At 58.9% G+C, this 18,226-nt stretch carries 27 protein-coding genes, 1 tRNA gene and 3 pseudogenes; 15 read left to right on the top strand and 16 right to left on the bottom strand.

All coding sequences use genetic code 11. From position 1 onward, the window contains the following. Nucleotides 1-35: 35 nt before the first annotated feature. Entirely contained in the window at nt 36-269 is a 234-nt protein-coding gene (locus NGJ21_RS24870) for a hypothetical protein (RefSeq protein WP_196996605.1), read from the bottom strand. 209 nt (nt 270-478) lie between these two features. Here NGJ21_RS24870 and NGJ21_RS24865 point away from each other — a divergent pair, with 209 nt between their 5' ends. Then, a complete protein-coding gene (locus tag NGJ21_RS24865; RefSeq protein ID WP_144415451.1) occupies nt 479-796 on the top strand; it encodes a hypothetical protein in 318 nt (105 codons plus the stop codon). Here NGJ21_RS24865 and NGJ21_RS24860 read toward each other — a convergent pair. Further along, complete coding sequence (locus NGJ21_RS24860; protein ID WP_115274391.1) at nt 793-1,710, bottom strand: LysR family transcriptional regulator; 918 nt, start codon at nt 1,708-1,710, stop codon at nt 793-795. The two genes, NGJ21_RS24865 and NGJ21_RS24860, sit on opposite strands and share 4 nt — an antisense overlap. Nucleotides 1,711-1,874: 164 nt before the next feature. Further along, entirely contained in the window at nt 1,875-2,867 is a 993-nt protein-coding gene (locus NGJ21_RS24855) for a zinc-dependent alcohol dehydrogenase family protein (RefSeq protein WP_115274390.1), read from the bottom strand. Nucleotides 2,868-3,171: 304 nt separating this feature from the next. Here NGJ21_RS24855 and imm45 point away from each other — a divergent pair, with 304 nt between their 5' ends. Continuing rightward, nucleotides 3,172-3,504, top strand: coding sequence for an Imm45 family immunity protein (gene imm45 / locus NGJ21_RS24850; RefSeq protein WP_237858809.1), 333 nt, complete (start codon nt 3,172-3,174; stop codon nt 3,502-3,504). A gap of 201 nt (nt 3,505-3,705) precedes the next feature. Further along, nucleotides 3,706-3,936 (top strand): entry exclusion lipoprotein TrbK, encoded by a 231-nt coding sequence (locus NGJ21_RS24845; protein ID WP_251962831.1) that lies wholly within the window; start codon nt 3,706-3,708, stop codon nt 3,934-3,936. Between the two features lie 49 nt (nt 3,937-3,985). On the opposite strand, the gene trbK (NGJ21_RS24840) is transcribed toward NGJ21_RS24845, so the two are convergent. From trbK (NGJ21_RS24840) to NGJ21_RS24825, 4 genes and pseudogenes are all read right to left on the bottom strand, one after another. Next, nucleotides 3,986-4,231 carry an entry exclusion lipoprotein TrbK gene (trbK, locus tag NGJ21_RS24840; protein WP_237858813.1) on the bottom strand — a complete coding sequence of 82 codons (246 nt, stop codon included), beginning with the start codon at nt 4,229-4,231 and terminating at the stop codon, nt 3,986-3,988. A gap of 582 nt (nt 4,232-4,813) precedes the next feature. After that, nucleotides 4,814-5,153, bottom strand: a pseudogene (locus NGJ21_RS24835) (HNH endonuclease). A gap of 171 nt (nt 5,154-5,324) precedes the next feature. Beyond that, nucleotides 5,325-5,549: a hypothetical protein gene (locus tag NGJ21_RS24830; protein ID WP_237858815.1), complete on the bottom strand. Its 225-nt coding sequence runs from the start codon at nt 5,547-5,549 to the stop codon at nt 5,325-5,327. Next, the gene (locus NGJ21_RS24825; protein ID WP_237858818.1) at nt 5,549-5,779 is read right to left on the bottom strand and encodes an Acb2/Tad1 domain-containing protein; all 231 of its coding nucleotides are present in this window, start codon (nt 5,777-5,779) and stop codon (nt 5,549-5,551) included. Before NGJ21_RS24825 ends, NGJ21_RS24830 begins: the two co-directional genes overlap by 1 nt. A 268-nt stretch (nt 5,780-6,047) precedes the next feature. Here NGJ21_RS24825 and NGJ21_RS24820 point away from each other — a divergent pair, with 268 nt between their 5' ends. The 4 genes and pseudogenes from NGJ21_RS24820 to NGJ21_RS24805 all read left to right on the top strand — a co-directional run bounded on the left by NGJ21_RS24820 (nt 6,048) and on the right by NGJ21_RS24805 (nt 7,465). Beyond that, complete coding sequence (locus tag NGJ21_RS24820) at nt 6,048-6,284, top strand: hypothetical protein (RefSeq protein ID WP_196997875.1); 237 nt, start codon at nt 6,048-6,050, stop codon at nt 6,282-6,284. Nucleotides 6,285-6,347: 63 nt separating this feature from the next. Then, nucleotides 6,348-6,845, top strand: a pseudogene (gene ssb / locus NGJ21_RS24815) (single-stranded DNA-binding protein). Nucleotides 6,846-6,847: 2 nt separating this feature from the next. Beyond that, on the top strand, nt 6,848-7,009 hold the full coding sequence (locus NGJ21_RS24810) for a hypothetical protein (protein ID WP_237858821.1): 162 nt from the start codon (nt 6,848-6,850) through the stop codon (nt 7,007-7,009). A gap of 81 nt (nt 7,010-7,090) precedes the next feature. Then, nucleotides 7,091-7,465, top strand: coding sequence for a hypothetical protein (locus NGJ21_RS24805; RefSeq protein ID WP_251962830.1), 375 nt, complete (start codon nt 7,091-7,093; stop codon nt 7,463-7,465). Here NGJ21_RS24805 and NGJ21_RS24800 read toward each other — a convergent pair. Beyond that, complete coding sequence (locus tag NGJ21_RS24800) at nt 7,459-7,767, bottom strand: hypothetical protein (protein ID WP_251962829.1); 309 nt, start codon at nt 7,765-7,767, stop codon at nt 7,459-7,461. The two genes, NGJ21_RS24805 and NGJ21_RS24800, sit on opposite strands and share 7 nt — an antisense overlap. Before the next feature lie 114 nt (nt 7,768-7,881). On the opposite strand from NGJ21_RS24800, the gene NGJ21_RS24795 reads away from it, so the two are divergent. Beyond that, the gene (locus tag NGJ21_RS24795; RefSeq protein WP_237859040.1) at nt 7,882-8,115 is read left to right on the top strand and encodes a hypothetical protein; all 234 of its coding nucleotides are present in this window, start codon (nt 7,882-7,884) and stop codon (nt 8,113-8,115) included. Here the strand turns inward: NGJ21_RS24795 and trbK (NGJ21_RS24790) are convergent. From trbK (NGJ21_RS24790) to NGJ21_RS24780, 3 genes are all read right to left on the bottom strand, one after another. Next, entirely contained in the window at nt 8,095-8,313 is a 219-nt protein-coding gene (gene trbK, locus NGJ21_RS24790) for an entry exclusion lipoprotein TrbK (protein WP_237858838.1), read from the bottom strand. The two genes, NGJ21_RS24795 and trbK (NGJ21_RS24790), sit on opposite strands and share 21 nt — an antisense overlap. Next, nucleotides 8,310-8,480: a hypothetical protein gene (locus tag NGJ21_RS24785; protein WP_237858840.1), complete on the bottom strand. Its 171-nt coding sequence runs from the start codon at nt 8,478-8,480 to the stop codon at nt 8,310-8,312. The genes trbK (NGJ21_RS24790) and NGJ21_RS24785 overlap by 4 nt, the downstream gene beginning before the upstream one ends. Before the next feature lie 121 nt (nt 8,481-8,601). Beyond that, complete coding sequence (locus tag NGJ21_RS24780) at nt 8,602-9,063, bottom strand: hypothetical protein (RefSeq protein WP_237858842.1); 462 nt, start codon at nt 9,061-9,063, stop codon at nt 8,602-8,604. Nucleotides 9,064-9,142: 79 nt separating this feature from the next. Between NGJ21_RS24780 and NGJ21_RS24775 the strand changes: the two are divergent. Next, a pseudogene (locus NGJ21_RS24775) lies at nt 9,143-11,076 on the top strand (DNA cytosine methyltransferase). Here the strand turns inward: NGJ21_RS24775 and NGJ21_RS24770 are convergent. Next, a complete protein-coding gene (locus tag NGJ21_RS24770) occupies nt 11,073-11,255 on the bottom strand; it encodes a hypothetical protein (protein WP_237858844.1) in 183 nt (60 codons plus the stop codon). The pseudogene NGJ21_RS24775 and the gene NGJ21_RS24770 sit on opposite strands and share 4 nt — an antisense overlap. Nucleotides 11,256-11,322: 67 nt before the next feature. On the opposite strand from NGJ21_RS24770, the gene NGJ21_RS24765 reads away from it, so the two are divergent. Together NGJ21_RS24765 and NGJ21_RS24760 are read left to right on the top strand one after the other, a co-directional pair. After that, nucleotides 11,323-11,760: a hypothetical protein gene (locus NGJ21_RS24765; RefSeq protein ID WP_237858846.1), complete on the top strand. Its 438-nt coding sequence runs from the start codon at nt 11,323-11,325 to the stop codon at nt 11,758-11,760. A gap of 99 nt (nt 11,761-11,859) precedes the next feature. Next, nucleotides 11,860-12,282, top strand: coding sequence for a site-specific integrase (locus NGJ21_RS24760; RefSeq protein ID WP_237858848.1), 423 nt, complete (start codon nt 11,860-11,862; stop codon nt 12,280-12,282). A gap of 96 nt (nt 12,283-12,378) precedes the next feature. Here the strand turns inward: NGJ21_RS24760 and NGJ21_RS24755 are convergent. Together NGJ21_RS24755 and sohB are read right to left on the bottom strand one after the other, a co-directional pair. Then, nucleotides 12,379-12,452: transfer RNA gene (locus tag NGJ21_RS24755), tRNA-Cys, on the bottom strand. A gap of 152 nt (nt 12,453-12,604) precedes the next feature. Continuing rightward, nucleotides 12,605-13,624, bottom strand: a complete 1,020-nt coding sequence (gene sohB / locus NGJ21_RS24750; protein ID WP_251962828.1) for a protease SohB — start codon at nt 13,622-13,624, stop codon at nt 12,605-12,607. A 197-nt stretch (nt 13,625-13,821) separates the two neighbouring features. Between sohB and NGJ21_RS24745 the strand changes: the two genes are divergently transcribed. The 4 genes from NGJ21_RS24745 to NGJ21_RS24730 all read left to right on the top strand — a co-directional run bounded on the left by NGJ21_RS24745 (nt 13,822) and on the right by NGJ21_RS24730 (nt 16,957). Next, nucleotides 13,822-14,532: a histidine phosphatase family protein gene (locus tag NGJ21_RS24745; protein ID WP_125923970.1), complete on the top strand. Its 711-nt coding sequence runs from the start codon at nt 13,822-13,824 to the stop codon at nt 14,530-14,532. 56 nt (nt 14,533-14,588) lie between these two features. After that, on the top strand, nt 14,589-14,906 hold the full coding sequence (locus NGJ21_RS24740) for an SCP2 sterol-binding domain-containing protein (RefSeq protein WP_039601984.1): 318 nt from the start codon (nt 14,589-14,591) through the stop codon (nt 14,904-14,906). A 192-nt stretch (nt 14,907-15,098) separates the two neighbouring features. Next, nucleotides 15,099-16,166: a phosphotransferase family protein gene (locus tag NGJ21_RS24735; RefSeq protein ID WP_251962827.1), complete on the top strand. Its 1,068-nt coding sequence runs from the start codon at nt 15,099-15,101 to the stop codon at nt 16,164-16,166. Nucleotides 16,167-16,189: 23 nt separating this feature from the next. After that, the gene (locus tag NGJ21_RS24730; RefSeq protein ID WP_251962826.1) at nt 16,190-16,957 is read left to right on the top strand and encodes an SDR family oxidoreductase; all 768 of its coding nucleotides are present in this window, start codon (nt 16,190-16,192) and stop codon (nt 16,955-16,957) included. On the opposite strand, the gene NGJ21_RS24725 is transcribed toward NGJ21_RS24730, so the two are convergent. Together NGJ21_RS24725 and NGJ21_RS24720 are read right to left on the bottom strand one after the other, a co-directional pair. Further along, on the bottom strand, nt 16,958-17,779 hold the full coding sequence (locus NGJ21_RS24725) for a class I SAM-dependent methyltransferase (protein ID WP_115274387.1): 822 nt from the start codon (nt 17,777-17,779) through the stop codon (nt 16,958-16,960). A 92-nt stretch (nt 17,780-17,871) separates the two neighbouring features. Next, nucleotides 17,872-18,222 (bottom strand): hypothetical protein, encoded by a 351-nt coding sequence (locus NGJ21_RS24720; RefSeq protein ID WP_115274386.1) that lies wholly within the window; start codon nt 18,220-18,222, stop codon nt 17,872-17,874. Nucleotides 18,223-18,226 lie beyond the last annotated feature (4 nt).

The raw sequence follows: 18,226 nt of genomic DNA, 5'->3' as shown, positions 1-18,226 counted from the left end.
CCGGGCGTCGCGCGCCAAAAACTACTGACGGGCGCTCAGACCGGAGCGTCAAGAACAGTCACCCTCACACCCGTAGCCAAAACCTCGAACTCTGTTTCAGAAATCTTTTTCACATCCCCCCCAGCCTGCATTTCGAAATGCTTCAAGCCCTCATGCCGAACCATGCCGTGCGGCGAGCGCTCAACGGTTTCATCTTGATAAATGTTGATCACGTACCGCACGTTGTCCGTGCCGACACCGATGATTTTTCCGACATATTTATCTGCCATGTCCGCATCTCCTTCATTACCTCACCGTAGCGGGTGCTTGTTGATCAAGCCACCCTGCTGAGGGATGCAGCCGACTTTCAGACAATCGGGTGCCGCAGCGCCCAACAAGCTCACGCACGACCCTTGGTCAACTTTTTGTACTAATCAGTACATTCCATGGGTAAAATCCACTACGACTGGCAATTGCCCTACAAACCTACGATCTGGTCATGGAGTGTATTGAGACGATGCAAACGGATTCAAATCGCCTGATGACCGCTCTGGAGCACAAGATGCTGCTTGAGAATTTCAGCATCAGCGCTACCCGGATTGAGGAGCAACTGAAATACATCGTTTGCGGGCAATCCACATCAGGCGAACTAGAGGTGCTGCTTGGCCCATATGAGAATTGCGAGAGCCTGGGTGACCTGAGATTGCTCAGGTGGGTGTTTGTCTACACTGAGGGGGCCCTGGGCCTGAGCGACCCTCAGGTACTTACGGTGGCAATCGACGCAAAGGGCTGCGTAACTGATTTTGCCCTCGTCTAGCGTGCTGACCTGATCGGAGAATCCCTTTCCTCTTGGAATAACGCACTTACCCACTCGACAAATACGCGCACATTGGGGGACAGGCGCCGGCGATCCGGAAACAGCACGGAAACGGTCTTCGGCTCGACTGGAACATCCGGCAGAACCTCCACCAGGCCCCCGCTATCGATGTATCGCTGCAACGCCGGGCGCAACCCCTGCACCATCCCGACCCCCGCCAGCGCGCAGCAGAGTAACGCCCCGGCATTGTCGACGACGATGGCGCTGCGCATCTTTACACTGATCATTTTACCGTTGCCCCTGAATCGCCAAGGCATGATCTGGCGGCGCTGCTCAACCATGAAGTTGACTGCCAGGTGCGCCTGTAAATCATCCAGCGTGCCGGGTAACCCATGTTTCTTTACGTAGGCGGGAGCCGCGCAGGTCACCAAAGCAACCTCGCCGATACGTTTGGCAACCAGGCTCGAATCATCCAGATCACCGAGCCGCACGGAACAATCGATGCCTTGCGCGATAAGGTCGTTCAGATTGTCAGAGGTTGCCAGAGATATTTCCAGGCCAGGGTAGCGATCCATGAACTCGGGCAATCGCGGGATTATCACCGCCTGGCCGAGTACGGTCTGCATGTCGATCCTGAGCTTGCCTCGCGGCGGGCGGGTCGGCGAAAACCAGTCCAGCGTGTCCGCTAGCTCAGCGAGTAATTTCAGGCTTCGTTCATAGAACTCATCGCCAGCGGGCGTAGTGTTCACCCTGCGCGTGGTGCGGTGTAACAGCTGAACGCCCAATTCGTGCTCAAGATTCTGGATGAGCTTGGAGAGTGCCGGGCGATGCACATTGAGCGCCTCGGCCGCTTTGGTATAGCTGCCATGCTCAACAACTGCCACGAACATTTGCATGGCTTCGATCAGGTTCATCGCGATCTTCCAGTTACCTGTGCATTGGGCCAGACGTACTCTGCACTAAGGACGATAGCGAAGCCAGGCGCCTCTCTCATACACCAAAACAAAATATGCCATCACTGCTTGGTAGCAAGCAGCGATGGCATACCGCAGCCTGGCTGACGGCCGCAGGATGCTATTCAGTCAACCACGACGACGATCTTGCCGATCTGCGCATTCGACTCCATTCGGCGGTGTGCTGCCGCAATTTCATTGAGCGGGAAGACCTGGTCGATGACGGGCTTGAGCTGACCACCTGCCAAGCCTTTGCCAACGAATGCCTTGGCATTGGCCAGCTTTTGAATATCTGTGGTGATTTCGAACAGCTCGTACCCGCGCACGGTCAGGTGTTTGCCAAGAATGTCGAAGACCGGAACCGGGATATCGCGATGATCGAGAGCGCCGTACTGGAAGAAGATCCCGGTATTGGCCATGGATTTGATCAACTTGGTTGCCTCGGGGCCACCAACGGGGTCGAAAACAATACGCGCGCCTTCGCCCTCGGTGATCGCGGCCACCTCGGCAATCAAATCCGATTCCTGGGTGGCGATTACATATTTTGCACCAACATCCAGCAACGCCTGGCGCTTGGCACTTGTGCGAGTAAGGGCCACCGGGATGGCGCCTAGCGTGTTGGCGATCTGGATCGCTGCCAGGCCCACACTGCTCGACGCGGCCGGGATGAGCACGGTTTCGCCAGCCTTTAGATTGCCGTACTCAACCAGGGCGCCGTATGCAGTGACAAACATCATCCAGCTGGCCGCTGCCTCCACGAAGCTGAGGTTGGACGGATGCTTGACGACAGCATGCGCGGGCGCATTGACCACCTCGCCATACATGCCGTAATCAGCGAATGAGAACGACGGCACGACGCTAACTACGTCACCTGGAACAACGTCGCTGACGTCACTACCAACCGCGCGGACAACCCCGGCCGCTTCATAGCCGAGCTTCGCCGGGAACTGCGGATCAATCACGTACTGCCCAGTGCGGTACATGATTTCCGCACGGTTCAAGCCGATAGCTTTTACTTCGATCTGCACCTCGCCGCTTTTCGGCGCGGGTACAGCGACTTCATCGAGAATCAGAACATCAGCGTCACCGGTACGGTGAAAGTGAACGACCTTGGGCATGGCACACCTCATTAACGGCTAGGGATAACGGTTCCTTCTGGAAGTCGCGCCCATGCTACCCACCCGCTTGCCTGGGATAGAGAGCTGTTCGGCTCATAAATTGGTACTCAACAAGAACCAATCCCTGGCCGGTCGGCACATAGAAAGGGCACGCAGGGCGCCTTCGGCTGGTTCAGTTACACCACTTCCCGGGACACGATCCCGGCGAACTCTATCTTCAGCCACCCAGCAGGTGTTTGAGCCACGAGTTGTCGTACACTACTCAAACCCTTGGGCTACCTGTACATAAGGAAAAGAGAATTTCGTGACAACACTTCTTGAATGCTCAAATGAGGTTTTCAGTCGCGGAACCGTATTCAGAGCCAAGGGTTCATACCCCTATGAAGAGGTTGTGGATTTCATGGTTTTCGAAACACTGGACGAGGATCGTCGCTTTGGGCTGATGGTTACCACTGGCTATAAAGCCGGTCTGCCGCTGGTTTGGCTACCTAGGGAGAGCAATGCAGAAAGCCTCGGCCTCAGTAAGGATTGGGTTTTGGCCAACTGGGGCAAGTGGATCTATCCGGACTGTGAAGTCTCGCAAGTCCTTGTGATTGAAGGCTATAAACCTGGTTCGCACGTGGGAAAGTTTGACTAACCCTCCAGTTGCTGAACGGTTGGTGTCGCACTGAATCGACCTTGGATTTGCAGACACCTCCAACAGCTGCTCTGGGTCGAAAGTAGCCGGTCGCGACTGACCGCAATCGACCCATAGCAGACCCCCAAGGTAACGGACAGACGCCTTTGTGAACCGAAGGAGTTTTGCTATAACAGCCGACCATCTCAAAGGAATGAACCTATGACAATCAAATCTGTAATTTTTCTCACCGCTGCGCTTGCTTCAGGTTTCGCCATGGCGGTCGGCGAGGCTGATTATTCAGTGTCAGAAGAGCATTGCACTCCTGAGTACTGGGAGAAGCTACCAGATGGCAAAAAGACGGAACATCTAATCGAGAAGTGCGATGATCTGGAGCCATCCGAGAACGGCGGTTCTGGGCAAAAGGGGCGCCGAGCGCGATCCGAAGGATAAGGAGCCCGTAGGCTCCTTATTGGCCGAAGTGGCTTGTCAGGCTGGAGTCTCAGAAATTGTCTTCTGGGCTTTTCTTGAATTCCCATTTGGTCATCTTCTTCGCAGCGACGAAACTCTTGCAGTTTGCGATGAACTCGTTACGGTTAGACTCTTTCGATAAGCTCGCCAGATTCTTTTCGTACATCTCCGGAGCACAGTTGTCTGCTGTCGGCTCGGGCACTTTTTCCTCCGAGCAAGCTGCCAAAATCATGGCCAACCCCATGACTGCACCCAGCCGAGCCAATTTGATATCCATATTCTGATCCTTCGGTCATTGCGTTTAGCGTGGTAATGGGCTCCCTCGAGCCCGGCGGTAGCCTAAAGCGTGGGGGCGCGAAACGCCAGCTTTGACCATCTCCCTCGCCATACACCAACGGCCGTCGACTCCGCTGCGCCCTGATACATACCGTCCAGCTTTCACAATAAGATTGGCTGACCGCTAGCCTCAACAGCCTTCGCTTTGGTTCTACGCTTTTTCGGCTCAGGGTTAACACGAGCTCGATCCTGAGCTCGGCTCGGCGAGCCAAAATTGCGGATGCGATCTTCGGATCATTGGCCCAGCGTGAACCGGCTGCAGCAGCAGTCGAAGGCTTGCTGCCTGCGGCTTCCGCCGATTCTTTGTTGGGCGCACCACGGGCCTTAGCGTCAACAAACTGTCGCTGTTTGTCTATTAACACCATTAACAAAAACCTTCAGGGGGGAGAAAAATGTATACGTGGGGTCGGATGCGGTCTAGCTAGATGAGAATCCCTAGCTTTTTACCCCCCTACCTGTTTCGCGGCACGTCACTGGCGTGCTTTTTTATCGCTCCACCGGGTTTCGACGATCTGCTGACGCCTCAGCCACCCAGCCCCGCTGCCTCCTCGGCCTGCTTGACGGAGTCGTGGCAAGGCTTGCAGAGGCTCTGCCAGTTGGTCTGATCCCAGAAGAGAAGCAGGTCTCCACGGTGAGCAACGATGTGGTCGACAACCCTGGCGGCAGTTATGCGGCCGTTCCGCTCGCAGTAGATGCGCAGCGGGTTGTCACGCAGGTACTGCTCCCGTGCCTTCTGCCATCGGTAGTCGTAGCCACGTTGAGAGCTGGTCATTCCGCTTCGCCAACTGCCTGGCGTGACCACCTTGACCCGCGAGCCTGCGCTTTCCTTGATGCGCGGTGCCCAGCGTCTTGAGCCTGGCCATCAGCGCACCTCGACCCTTTATGCCGCGCTCTATCCACCGGAATACACGGCCAAGGTCCGGCTCGCGTCCTGTGATGTGGGGCATAGCAAGGACGCCGGCCAGGTAGTACTTAAGCCACCAGCTCTGCCGGCAGACGATCGTCGCGGTCATGCGGGCCATGGCTCACGCTCCCTATCTCTTGTACCAGGTCAGTTGGAAACACCGGGCATCCAACGGCACCTCGGCAATCGGCCAGCGCAGGCAGTGCATGTGCTTGCGCTCAGGCCTGGTGCGGCTTAATCGAAGCGCCTGTACCAGGTATGCAGATCCGGCTGCGGTGGTGATGAAGTCGCCGCCCGCGATGCCATCGGCACCGTCCACGTACAGGTTACAAGTCGTGTAAGGCGCCTTGGCCATCAGCTGGAAGGATCAGCGGGCTTGGCGATCAAGCGCACAAACCACATGAAGCCCTGCTGCAGGTTGGTCTTGGCCAAGGCCAACGTGCGCTGGTCTACCCCTTCGATCTGACCGATCTGCTTGAACAGCTCACGGGTATCTGCCTCCAGGGCTTTGATCGAGTTCATGCCATCGATCTCAGTCTGGGTGAGGTCACGGTAGCCGGTGATTCTCTTATGCTGGCTGTCCAAGATATTGCTCCTAGTTCCTAGAAGTGCCGGAAGTGGCACTTTCACTCGCTCAACATGAGGTATGATGCCGCCCCCGCCGCGCTCACTCAGGCATGGCGGTTCGGCTGCCCTATGCAGCCGCTGTAGATTCGCCCGGCCACCGGATCAGCATGGCGCTATCTGGCGGGGGTGGAGCTTGATATGAGACATACCTCAGGCCGAGGTGTTGACTGTCGAGTGCACAACAAGTGCTCGGCAGCCAAAGTTCAACTCTTCAAGGATGGGTTTCATGTTCAAAAAACTGATCTGTGCCACTGCTATCGCTGCTGCGATGAGCTCCCTTTCCGCGTGCGCCGAGGATGTCAAAGAGCCCAAGTGCTCCGACTTGAAGCGTAATGATCAGGAAATGCTGAAGAAGCAGGAAGCTAAGTACCCAGAGCTAATGCGCAAGTTGCGAGAAAAATGCCCCAACCAAGGCACCGGAGGCTTTGTGCCTAGCACTGCTACGAAAGGCATCATCAGGTAACTGCTAGCTCTTGCTGCGATTACGGCGACACCCGGGTTAGGGCCTCATCAGCCTTGCCCAGTCATGAGCCGCGGGGTAAACAAGGTCATCCTGGTTGGCACTTGCGGCCAGGACCAAGAGGTACGCTACCTGCCCAACGGCAACGCTGTGACCAACCTCAGCCTGGCCACCAGCGAGCAATGGACAGACAAGCGCTCAGGCGAGAAGGTCGAACCCACCGAGTGGCACCGCGTGTCGCTGTGCGGGAAGTTCGCCGAAATCGCCGACGAGTAACTGCCCAAGGGCTCCCAATGCTACATCGAGGGCAAGCTACAGACCCTCGAGTGGGAGAAAGACGACATCAAGCGCTACACCACGGAGATCGTCGTCGACATCAACGGCACAATGCAGTTGCTCGGTAGCCGGCCACAGGGCTAGCAGCCAGGGCAAATGCCAGATCGGCAGCCACGGCAACAGCGGCCTGCTCGCCCGCAACAGAACCCGCAGGCAGCTCCACCTGATCACGACAGCTTCGATGACGACATACCATTCGCCCCGCTCCACTATTTGGCCGGTGCGTAGCCATGAAGCGCCGGCAGCAGGTTCACCCCACCGCCTACTACCTCGGGCGCGCCTGCCGCGACAACAGCCAGTCCCGCGATGCCCAGCCCTATGGCTGGCTGACGGTGAACTGCGGCTGGTGGCTTGCCGGCTGGCATGACAGAGACATGGAGCTTTCCGCTTGATACGCATCACCGCCCGCGTCCGGCACTGCCGGCGCCAACAGCACATCAACTTGCCGCCCAGCGGCTTGGGAGGTATCAGCGATGGACGAGGAAAAGACCGGTGTCGCGAAGCACTCAGCGGATTACCGAACCCGGCAGACGGCCCAGGCGAAGAAGCTGGGCATCGAGAAGGTGTTCTTCCACATGCCGGAAGGAATCAAGGCTGCTATGGCTGCCGAGATCGAGCGTCACGGCTACAACCAGGTACAGGAACTCTGGCAGGACCTGGCCTTGTCGTGGATTGCGCAGGAGCCTGAAGAGCGGGCGCGTCGACTTGAACGACCTGACGCGCCAGCTTTTTACATCTCGCCAAAACTAGCGCGTCAGCTCAATGAAGCAAGCATGGCCGAGATAAAGCGCGAACCTGGTGACCAGATCCTGCCTTCTGACTGGCGTGAGATAGTCGCCCCTCAGTAAATATCAATGTAAGTGAAGGTGGGGTCAGGCCAGTTTTTAGTTACAACCTCGTAAATACGCTTAACCCAATCCTCATCTTCGGATGCGGCAGCCCCTACATATCCATTGCCACAGCACCAGGTCTCAAGGCGGAAGCTCAAATTGTCCGTATCCTGATTCCCAACGATGCCATGGGAGATGTAAGCGATACCGTCCTTGGTAACGCGCAGCTGGACATGATCGTCTTCATCCGATGCAGAACGGATAAGTGCTGCTATCGATTGAAGCGTCCAAGCACCAGGCTCATTCAAATCAATTTGCATTAAAAACTCCTCAGTCCGTCCCAAATGCCGGGAATCCCGTAATACCCCATCAAGCATCAAATTGCCATCATGCCGCATCCGGCCACATAGGGGGGCGCATGCAGGGAGAAAGCCATGAGCAACTACAACTGCGACTACGTTCGCTGCCATTACGACGTGCCGGCCGAGGTAGGTCGCCGGGTTATCGGCAACGGCGAGCCCGGCATCATCATGGCTGACTGTGGCCACTACATCGGCGTCATCCTCGACAGCGACCCGAAGCAGCGCATTCGCCCGCAAACGAAAACGCCACCTGATGAGGCGGCGCTGGATGACGAAGAACCGACGCTACCAGGTCTTCGGCTCTGACTTCTTGTACGAACCACCGGTCATGCACTTCTCGACCAGGTCTTCGCGGGCCTTGTTGTCCGGAAGAGTTTTCAGGTAGTCGGGCTGGCAGTGTTCTGCAGTGGGCTCGTAGGCGGCAGTGTCGACGGCGTCTTCTTTACAGCCGACCAAGCCAATGGCGAGCGCGGCAGCGAACATTGGGGCAAAGTAGTGCTTCATGGCTTGAAACCTTTGTCCTGGCTTTCATCAGGCGGAGTGATGTTCCAGAAGTTCTCGCTCGCTTCCTGTTGTTCCTTGGCCTTCTTGTCTGCCTCGGACTCCCAGCAGCCGCTGAGGGACATAACAGCAATGGCGATGATGGATGCGCCAATGATTGTGCGTTTCATGAGGTTCCTTCCTGTGAAATGGCCGGGCGTTATACCAAAAATCGATTCCGTCCGCAAAACCTGACACCACCCGCTGCCCGCCAGCGCCTTCCCCTCCCCCGGGATTAACCTGTATCAAACCTCATTCCTGCTTAGCTTTTTGCATATCTTCCGGGGGACTGTACGCCAAACGATTCTCGCTTAATCGGTGAAAAGGCGACCGCTTCATCCAAGGGAGCGCGCCATAGAAAGCAACCAGCAGTAAAGCCCAGCAGACAAGGCAAAAGATCGATCCTTCGCTCTTGCTCAAAGGAAGTTCAAAAGCCATTGCCACCACCGCGAACATCATGCTGGCAAAAAATAAGCAGGTGGTCATGGCATTGACGAAGAAATTTAGCCTGTACCAATGACCTGGAATTAGTTCTAGTGGTCCCATGGCAAATAGTGCAATTCCGAGCGGCATGGAAAGCGTGACCAATGACGTAGATGGCTCTCCGTACCGCAGGAAAACTATCCAAATCGCGAGCCCTGCGAATGATGCAGTTCGTGTTTTCGTCGCCGCTAATCGTGAGCCAAACGCTCTGACTGGTTCCCACAGCCCCATCACAGCTCTCCCTGCCTAGTAAGCGTCAAAGCATAACACTCCTATTCAACGAATCACGCCACCCCGGCGAGGACCGCCCATGTCTTCATTCCAGAAAAAGAACCATCTCGACTTCAAAACCCAGTACGGCCTTGGCTTCGATCCGCAAGACGACGAGATCGTGGTGGACTTCGTCTGCGGTGGCGGCGGTGCCGGTACCGGGTTGGAAATGGGCCTGGGCCGCCCGGTGACGGTTGCCAAGAACCACAGCTCTGCGGCCATCAGCATGCACACCGCCAACCACCCGGCTGCGCGCCACTTCACCACCGACGTCTTCGACGGCGACCCGGATGAGGAATGCCAGGGCCGCCCGGTTGGCTGGTTCCACATAAGTCCGGACTGCACGCACTACAACCAGGCTGCCGGCGGGCAGCCGCGCAAGCGTGAGATCCGCAACCTGTCGTGGATCGGCCTGAAGTGGGCAGGCAAGAAGAAGCCCCGGGTCATCAGCCTCGAGAATGTGAAGCAGATTTTGCAGTGGGGCCCGCTGATGGCGAAGCGCGACAAGGCCACTGGCCGGGTGATGAAGCTGGACGGCACCGTGGCTGCCGTTGGCGAGCGTGTACCGGTGCAGCAGCAGTTCCTGGTGCCAGACCCGAAACGCTGCGGCATCACCTGGCGCCGTTTCGTGCATCTGCTCGAAGGCATGGGCTACCAGGTGGAGTGGCGCATCATCAAGGCCTGCGACTTCGGCGCGCCGACCAGCCGCGAGCGCCTCTTCATGATCGCCCGCTGCGATGGCCAGCCTATCGTGTGGCCAGAGCCGACCCACGCCAAGAACCCCGCCAAGGGTCAGCAGAAGTGGCGCACCGCCGCCGACTGCATTGACTGGAACGTACCGAGCAAGAGCATCTTCGGCCGCAAGAAGGAATTGGCTGCAGCAACTCTGCGTCGGGTGGCCAAGAGCATGAAGAAGTTCGTGTTGGACAACCCGCAGCCCTTCATCGTCCCGATCTCGAACTGGTCGGGCGAGCTGGCCCAGTCGGCGCACGAGCCACTTCGCACGATGACCTCCTGGCCGCGCGGCGGATCCTTCGCCATGGCGAGCCCGGTGATTCTTCCAGCAACACATCAGGGCACAGACCGAGTGAATAACCCGGGCGATCCCCTGCCAACAGTAACTGCTGCCAACCGTGGCGAGCTGATGATAGCCAGCCCTGTGATGGTCGGGGCCGGCGGCCCGATGTATGCCGGTAAGCCAGTAGCAGCTGACCAGCTAATGGGTACCCTGATGACCCAGAGCCACCGTGCGCTGGCATCGGGGCATCTGGTCAAGTTCAGGTTCAATAGCGAGGGAGCAGCTATCACCGGTCCGGTACCGACCATCACGAGCGGCGGCAACTACAAGAGGCCTGCGGGTGCAGCCCATGCCATTGGCGTGCGCACAGCCTTCATTGAACAAGCCACGGCGGATTCAACACCACACCAGCCAAGGGCGCAGACGAGCCGTCTGACCACGGTCACCAACACAGGCAGCCAGCAGCGACTGGTAACTGCCAGCCTCGCCACACTGCGTCGAAATTGCGTGGGCAGGGCCGTGGATGAACCAGTACCGATGATGACCGCCGCCACGCCCTACTCGAGTACAAGCTATCGCCGGAGCACGAGGAAGGCGCCCTGCGCGTCGCCGCGTTCCTGATCAGCTACTACGGCACGGAGAACATCAGCGCCTGCGACTCACCAGCGCCGACAGTCACCACCAAGGATCGCCTGGGCCTGGTCACCGTGTTCGTGAAGGGCACCCCCTATGTGATCGTCGACATCTGCCTGCGCATGCTGCAGCCGCACGAGCTCTATCGCGCGCAGGGCTTCCCGTCCAGCTACATCATCGACAAGGGCGCCGACGGCAAGTCGTTCACCAAGACCGAGCAGGTGCACATGTGCGGCAACAGCGTCAGCCCGCCGCCGATGGCCGCCCTGGCCCGCGCGAATGACCTCTGGCGTGCCACTGAGCGACGAGCGGTAGCAGCCTAATCTTCGATCAGCCGGAACTGCATTTCCACTGGGCCGCCGGGTGCACGGGCCTCATTCACCGAAACATGCTTAGCCCCACAGTGCTGGCAGTAGAAAGCCTGACTGTCTAACTCCCCATCGTAATCCAGCTCGGCGTCCGTTTCTTTCTCACATTTCTGGCAGATGAAATTTGTAGTCATCTCCAACCCTCCTCAACCCGCGACAATTTTAGCGTAGCCCGGCTTTGCCAGGCTCCGAGGTATCCCCATGCCCGCAGAAAACCGATCCAGCAACACAGAGATGGTCAGCGTGCCGCGTAGCCTTATCCAGTCAGCATCCCGCGAGCCGAGCGGTGAAGTCATTAACGTATCCCGCCGTCACGCGCTCGAAACGCTGCGCGAACTTCTGTCCAAGCCAGCCCCGCAGCCCCCCGAGCCAATAGCCTGGATGGTTGGTACTGCCATCTGGTGGACCAAAGAAGAGGCAGAGAGGGATCCGGCGGCGACCGGGTTGCCAATGATTCCGTTCGGACCACTCACGGGCGCAGTCGAACAGTACCCGGGCGAGCCCGTGGTGCTGCCGGCCTGCAAGGCCAAGCTGAGCATGGGCCATGACTGGGATCAGGGCTACGCAGATGGATGGCGCGCAGGCCTCGACGAAATCGCCAAGCTCGGTCCGCTCTACACTCACGCCGCTCTTGGCTAGGTTGAGCGGCTGCGGAAAGAGGTTAAGCGACTGCGAGCTGAGCTGATCGGTCGTAATGCTCAGCGGCCGTCGGATGTGCTGTCCATGCGGAAGGACGATATGGAAGGAATCTACCTACTGGTCAGCCAAGACAAGACTGGCAAGCGACTGAGGATCGTCCTGGAAGCGAATGGCGTGAGGAACAGCCTGGGCCTGCTGCTGGACCGAATAATCCGATACACGAGCCAGCGCCTCTCACCGTTCTTCATCGTCAACGAGCACGGCAAGCGCATGAGCTGGCCCATGCTGCGCAACCGGTGGGCGGAAGCTCGCGAGGCTGCCAGGGTGAAAGCTGAAATGGAAAAGAAGCCGGACTTGGCTAATCGAATTTCCCAGTTCCAGTTCCGCGATATCCGACCGAAAGCGGCATCGGAAATCAACGATCTGAGCGATGCAAGCGTGCTGCTGGGCCACTCGAAAGAAGGGATCACCGAGCGCGTTTACCGCCGCGTCGGCGCCATTGCCAAGCCCTCGAAAGGCTGAAGTTTCGGAACTCCATGCCTTTTGTTTCGGAACTCTTGGCTTTTTTGACCCATAAAGAAAAACCCCGCAGACGTTAATCTGCGGGGCTTTCGAATGTGGAGGCCGAGGTCGGAATCGAACCGGCGTAGACGGATTTGCAATCCGGAGCATAACCACTTTGCTACTCGGCCTCAAAGTTCGGATCTAGTTGCTTGCGCTTCTATCTCCTTGAAACGTAGAACCTTTTTCAAAGTTTGCTGCGTTTCGATGGGCGCCATTATGTCTGCATTCCGCCAACCTTGCAACCCCCTGAACAGAAAAAATATTCAAGGGGTTCAAGGTGTTAGCGCAAGCGGCCAAGTTTGCTCCACAGCCCCACCACGGCGTTCTCCACCGCACCGCTCGCCGCCATGCCGATTCGCTCCTGCAAGCTTTTGCGTTCGGCATAGTGCACATGGAACAGGTTGGCGTTGCGAGCACGCTCGCTGAGGTACTCGTCGCTGGTCTGCAACTGGTCCACCAGCTTGCGGTTTAGCGCGGCAACACCCAGCCAGACTTCGCCGGTGGCTACTTCGTCGATGTGCAACTGCGGGCGGTAGCGGGCGACGAAGTCCTTGAACAGCTGGTGGGTGATGTCCAGGTCTTCCTGGAACTTCTCGCGCCCCTTCTCGGTGTTCTCGCCGAACACGGTCAGGGTGCGCTTGTACTCGCCGGCAGTCAGCACTTCGAAATCGATATTGTGCTTTTTCAGCAGACGGTTGACGTTCGGCAACTGCGCTACCACGCCGATCGAACCGAGCACGGCAAACGGCGCGCTGACGATTTTCTCGCCGATACAAGCCATCATGTAACCACCGCTGGCGGCCACCTTGTCGATGCACACGGTCAGCGGGATGCCGGCCTGGCGGATACGCGCCAGTTGCGAGGCCGCAAGGCCGTAGCTGTGCACCAGGCCACCACCGCTTTCCAGGCGCAGCACCACTTCGTCATGTGGCGTGGCGAGGGTCAGCAGTGCCGTGATTTCGTTGCGCAGGCTTTCGGTGGCGGACGCCTTGATGTCGCCATCGAAGTCGAGCACGAACACCCGGCCCTTCTCTTCGGCCTTACCTTTTTTCTGCTGTTTTTCCGCTTTGGCCTGCTGCTTGCGCAGGGCTTTGAGCTGGGCCTTGTCGAGCAGGCCGGATTCCAGCCGCTCGCGCAGCTCTTTATAGAACTCGTTGAGACGGGTGACCTGCAACTGCCCGCCAGCCTTGCGCCGCCCCTTGCCGCGCAAGCCGGCGATGGCAGACAGCACCACCAGGATGGCAATCACCAGGGTGGCGGTTTTAGCGAGAAAGCTTGCGTATTCGGCAAGAAACTCCACGTTGACTCCTTATGAACCTGCGCCTGTACGGCGCGAAACTGTAGCAAGCATACCGGTGCGCCCGTGGCGCTGCCAGCTGCGGTAAACGCTGGCAACACAGTTCAAACGACCTTTTCAAACGCTTGTATGTTTTTTCGTTGACAGCCCGTGTGGCGCATCCTAACCTCGCAGCAACCTTCAAGCGGCCGGATACCTTCGTGGGCAATCTCTACCTCATCCGACATGGCCAAGCCTCATTCGGTGCCGACGACTATGACGTCCTGTCGCCGGTGGGTGTGCGGCAAAGCCAGGCACTGGGTGAACACCTCGCCCGGCTGGACCTGCGCCTGGACCGATGCGTGGCGGGTGACCTGCGCCGCCAGCAAGACACTGCGCGGCTGGCACTGCAGGCACTGCAGGGTAATGGCTGCGCAGTGCCCGCCATTGAGACCGACCCTGCGTTCAATGAGTTCGATGCCGACGGTGTTATCCGTGCCCTGCTGCCCGGCCTGCTGACCGAAGAGCCGCAGGCCCTGCACATCCTGCGCAATGGCGCGCAGAACCGCAGCGAATTCCAGCGTCTGTTCGCCCTGATGGTACAGCGCTGGCACGCCGGCGAACATGCCGACGACGGCCTGGAAACCTGGCAGGCGTTCACCACGCGAGTCCAGGGTGGTTTGCAACGTGTGCTGGACAGCGCTGGCAGCGGCGACAATATCGCGGTGTTCACCTCGGGCGGCACCATTGCCGCCCTGCTTCACCTGACTACCGGAATTACCCCCAGCCAGGCCTTCGCGCTGAACTGGCAGATCATCAACACGTCGCTCAGCCAGCTGAAGTTCCGCGGCCGTGACGTGGCACTGGCTTCCTTCAACAACCAGGCCCATGTGCAGTTGTTGAAGGTGCCGGAGCTCATTACCTATAGGTGAGCCCGGCCTGTTGTGTCCCTGTTAGGGACGTGAAATCACTCAATAAGGAATGCGCCATGACCTCCGTAGCTGATGCCGTGAAAAAGATGCAAGAGAAGTTCAATCCGTCTGCAGCCGAAGGCCTTGACCTGGTGTTCGGCTTCGACATCACCGACGAAGGCAAGAAATACGCCCTGATCGTCAAGGACGGTACCTGCGACCTGCAGGAAGGCGAGAACCCGGACGCCAACTGCACCCTGGTCATGGACAGCGAAACCCTCAAAGGCATCGTCAGTGGCGAGACCGACGGCATGCAGGCGTTCATGGGCGGCAAGCTGCGCGTTGAAGGCGACATGATGCTGTCGATGAAGCTCAGCGAGCTGTTCCCTTCCTGAGTGATGGGCGCACCGCGCGAGACGAAAACCGAAGCCTGACCGGCTTCGGTTTTTTTTTGCCCGCCAGTGTGCATTCGGTGCAGTGATCGGCCGGCAACACCCAAACCTATATGGCATCTGGCACGCTTGTACCAGCGCATCGAGGCCATTAGATTAGCCAATAATCCTTGCGATCGATAATAAGGTAAACGCATGACGCTCACCGACCAGTCCACCCAGGTACGCCCCGGCGAAGAACTCGACGCGGCCGTCATCGACCCTTACCTCAAGGCCAATATCGCGGGCCTTGAAGGCGCACCGCACATCAGCCAGTTCCCCGGGGGGGCCTCCAACCTGACCTACCTGGTCGCTTACCCAGACCGTGAGTTCGTGCTGCGGCGCCCGCCTTTTGGCCAGAAAGCCAAGTCGGCCCACGACATGGGCCGTGAGTTCCGCATCCTCAACCAGCTCAACAGCGGCTTCCCTTACTGCCCCAAGGCCTACACCCACTGCACCGATGAAACCCTGATCGGCGGCGAGTTCTATGTAATGGAGCGGGTAAACGGCATCATCCTGCGTTCGGACATTCCCGCCGAACTGAACCTGGATGCCACCCGTACCGAGGCCCTGTGCAAAAGCTTCATCGACCGCCTGGTAGAGCTGCACCAGGTCGACTACCAAAGCTGCGGCCTCGCCGACCTGGGCAAGCCTGAAGGCTACGTGCAGCGCCAGATCGAAGGCTGGACCGGCCGCTACGAAAAGGCCCTGACACCCGATGCGCCGCGCTGGGAGCAGGTCATTGCCTGGCTGCGTGAAAAGATGCCGGCCGACCACCCTCGCCCAGGCATCGTGCACAACGACTACCGCTTCGATAACGTGATCCTCGATGCTGAAAACCCCATGCGCATCATTGGCGTGCTGGACTGGGAGATGGCCACGATCGGCGACCCACTGATGGACCTGGGCAACAGCCTGGCCTACTGGATCGAGGCAGGCGACCCGGCGCCGGTGCAATTGATGCGACGCCAGCCGAGCAATGCCCCCGGCATGCTGACCCGCCGCCAGTTCGTCGATTACTACGCCGAGCGTGCGGGCATACGCCTGGACAACTTCGATTACTACTATTGCTATGGGCTGTTCCGCCTGGCGGGCATCGTGCAGCAGATCTACTACCGCTTCTACCACGGCCAGACCCAGGACAAGCGCTTCGCCCAGTTCATCCACATGAACCGGCTGCTGGAGCAGATGAGCTTGCAGGTAATGGCCAAGTCCACGCTCTGACGACAGACAACAAGGAAAACAGCATGTCCAAGACCCACCTGTTCGACCTCGATGGCAAGATCGCTTTCGTCTCCGGCGCCAGCCGTGGCATTGGCGAAGCCATCGCGCACCTGCTGGCCCAGCAAGGCGCCCATGTGATCGTTTCCAGCCGCAAGCTGGAGGGCTGTCAGCAGGTGGCCGATGCGATCATCGCCGCAGGCGGCAAGGCCACTGCAGTGGCCTGCCACATCGGTGAACTGGAACAGATCCAGCAGGTGTTCGCCAGTATCCGCGAACAGTTCGGGCGCCTGGACGTGCTGGTCAACAACGCCGCCACCAACCCGCAGTTCTGCAATGTGCTGGATACCGACGCAGGTGCGTTCCAGAAGACCGTCGACGTCAATATCCGCGGCTATTTCTTCATGTCGGTCGAAGCCGGCAAGCTGATGCGTGAAAACGGCGCTGGCAGCATCATCAACGTGGCGTCGATCAATGGGGTTTCACCGGGCCACTTCCAAGGTATCTACTCGGTGACCAAGGCAGCGGTGATCAACATGACCAAGGTCTTCGCCAAGGAATGCGCGCAATTCGGCATCCGCTGCAATGCCTTGCTGCCGGGCCTGACCGACACCAAATTCGCGTCGGCGCTGGTGAAAAACGATGCAATCCTCAACGCCGCACTGCAGCGGATCCCACTCAAACGCGTGGCCGACCCCAAGGAAATGGCCGGCGCCGTGCTGTACCTGGCCAGCGATGCCTCCAGCTACACCACCGGCACCGCACTCAATGTCGACGGTGGTTACCTGTCCTGATCAGGCCTTGATCGCCTGCAGGGTGTAACTCAGCGGCAAGCGCTCGGGCGCCAGGCGCAGGCGCCATTCGCCGTCGGCGCCTTTGTCCATCTGCCCGGGTAACGCCTCCCAGGGGATGCTCTGGTGCTCGACCAAGGCCGCCAGTTGCAGCCCTTGCGCCAGCAAGGCACTGATGACTTCGCCCAGGCCGTGGTTCCACTCATGGGTTTCGGTCTGGGTGAGGCGTTGATCGCTGTCGACGTAGGTCTGGTCGCTGTGCCAAACCGTCGGTGCTTCTTGTTCGAAGTAGGGATACTCCAGTTGCAGCCGGTCCTGGTGGTCTTCATTGACGGCCATCAGCATCGGGTGCCCATCGCGCAGAAACAGCCGTCCGCCAGGTTTGAGCAAGGCCGCCACTGCACGGGCCCAAGGCTCGATGCGCGGTAGCCAGCACAATGCACCGATACCGGTGTAGACCAGGTCGAAGGTGCTTGCCTGCAGTGCCTGATCGGCCTGATAGACATCGGCTTCTACGTAGTCGATGGCCGTATTGCAACGCCCGGCAAGGCGCCGCGCCTGCATCAGCGAAGCTGCCGAATAGTCCAGGCCGCAGACCAGCGCGCCCAACCGCGCCAGCGACAAGGTGTCGGTGCCGATATGGCATTGCAGATGAGCTGTGCGCAGGCCTCGAATATCGCCAAGGCGTGGCAAGTCGAAGCGTACGGTCTCGGAAAGGTGCGCGGGCTGCTGGACCAGCAGCTCGACCTCGTAGTCCTTCGAGGCGGCATGCAGCGGCGCGCGCTCATCCCAGCTGGCGCGGTTGAGTTGATGCGATCGGTCCATGATTGTACGTCCTTGTTATTTGAGTTGCGGTCCCCGGCCCCTTGGCGGACTTGCCAGCGAGGCGCCGGCAAAGCCCCCAATAGCTCCAAGCGTTACAGGCAGGTGGCCGCCGCCGCCCGCCGCTGCAAGGCCACGCCGTCGTTCTTCTGCGCGTAGTAATCCACCCGCGTGCCACCCGCCTGCGGGTAGACATCCACGAACGACTCCGCTTCGCGGGTATACACCGTCAGCCCACCTTGCTTGCGCGGCTCCAGGTAGCCACTGGCGTCGTCCCCGAACACATCCTCCTTCTGCCAACTGAACTGGATGCATTGGGCCACCCGCTCCGGCGCCTTGTGCGAATCGAGCTGTGCAGTCGGCTTGCCGCCACGGGCCGTATCCATGGCTGCAGAAGCGCAACCGACCAATACCAGCGCCGCAGCCATCGGCAGAATTGCTCGCATGTTC

It is taken from the genome of Pseudomonas sp. Marseille-Q5299 (assembly GCF_943737035.1).
GTDB classification, from domain to species: Bacteria; Pseudomonadota; Gammaproteobacteria; order Pseudomonadales; family Pseudomonadaceae; genus Aquipseudomonas; species Aquipseudomonas putida_E.
Note: the sequence above shows the minus strand (reverse complement) of the source record. Positions and strands in the feature narration are given on the sequence as shown.

Coding starts and splice junctions, on each gene's coding strand:
- NGJ21_RS24810 (WP_237858821.1), top strand. CDS start 6,848: ATGAAGCGCCGGCAGCAGGTTCACCCCACCGCCTACTACCTCGGGCGC.
- NGJ21_RS24735 (WP_251962827.1), top strand. CDS start 15,099: ATGACGCTCACCGACCAGTCCACCCAGGTACGCCCCGGCGAAGAACTC.
- NGJ21_RS24870 (WP_196996605.1), bottom strand. CDS start 269: ATGGCAGATAAATATGTCGGAAAAATCATCGGTGTCGGCACGGACAAC.
- NGJ21_RS24720 (WP_115274386.1), bottom strand. CDS start 18,222: ATGCGAGCAATTCTGCCGATGGCTGCGGCGCTGGTATTGGTCGGTTGC.
- NGJ21_RS24820 (WP_196997875.1), top strand. CDS start 6,048: ATGTTCAAAAAACTGATCTGTGCCACTGCTATCGCTGCTGCGATGAGC.
- NGJ21_RS24860 (WP_115274391.1), bottom strand. CDS start 1,710: ATGAACCTGATCGAAGCCATGCAAATGTTCGTGGCAGTTGTTGAGCAT.
- NGJ21_RS24765 (WP_237858846.1), top strand. CDS start 11,323: ATGCCCGCAGAAAACCGATCCAGCAACACAGAGATGGTCAGCGTGCCG.
- NGJ21_RS24855 (WP_115274390.1), bottom strand. CDS start 2,867: ATGCCCAAGGTCGTTCACTTTCACCGTACCGGTGACGCTGATGTTCTG.
- NGJ21_RS24805 (WP_251962830.1), top strand. CDS start 7,091: ATGGACGAGGAAAAGACCGGTGTCGCGAAGCACTCAGCGGATTACCGA.
- NGJ21_RS24830 (WP_237858815.1), bottom strand. CDS start 5,549: ATGGCCAAGGCGCCTTACACGACTTGTAACCTGTACGTGGACGGTGCC.
- NGJ21_RS24780 (WP_237858842.1), bottom strand. CDS start 9,063: ATGGGGCTGTGGGAACCAGTCAGAGCGTTTGGCTCACGATTAGCGGCG.
- NGJ21_RS24845 (WP_251962831.1), top strand. CDS start 3,706: ATGACAATCAAATCTGTAATTTTTCTCACCGCTGCGCTTGCTTCAGGT.
- NGJ21_RS24725 (WP_115274387.1), bottom strand. CDS start 17,779: ATGGACCGATCGCATCAACTCAACCGCGCCAGCTGGGATGAGCGCGCG.
- NGJ21_RS24795 (WP_237859040.1), top strand. CDS start 7,882: ATGAGCAACTACAACTGCGACTACGTTCGCTGCCATTACGACGTGCCG.
- NGJ21_RS24800 (WP_251962829.1), bottom strand. CDS start 7,767: ATGCAAATTGATTTGAATGAGCCTGGTGCTTGGACGCTTCAATCGATA.
- NGJ21_RS24785 (WP_237858840.1), bottom strand. CDS start 8,480: ATGAAACGCACAATCATTGGCGCATCCATCATCGCCATTGCTGTTATG.
- trbK (WP_237858813.1), bottom strand. CDS start 4,231: ATGGATATCAAATTGGCTCGGCTGGGTGCAGTCATGGGGTTGGCCATG.
- NGJ21_RS24730 (WP_251962826.1), top strand. CDS start 16,190: ATGTCCAAGACCCACCTGTTCGACCTCGATGGCAAGATCGCTTTCGTC.
- trbK (WP_237858838.1), bottom strand. CDS start 8,313: ATGAAGCACTACTTTGCCCCAATGTTCGCTGCCGCGCTCGCCATTGGC.
- NGJ21_RS24760 (WP_237858848.1), top strand. CDS start 11,860: ATGGAAGGAATCTACCTACTGGTCAGCCAAGACAAGACTGGCAAGCGA.
- NGJ21_RS24865 (WP_144415451.1), top strand. CDS start 479: ATGGAGTGTATTGAGACGATGCAAACGGATTCAAATCGCCTGATGACC.
- NGJ21_RS24770 (WP_237858844.1), bottom strand. CDS start 11,255: ATGACTACAAATTTCATCTGCCAGAAATGTGAGAAAGAAACGGACGCC.
- NGJ21_RS24740 (WP_039601984.1), top strand. CDS start 14,589: ATGACCTCCGTAGCTGATGCCGTGAAAAAGATGCAAGAGAAGTTCAAT.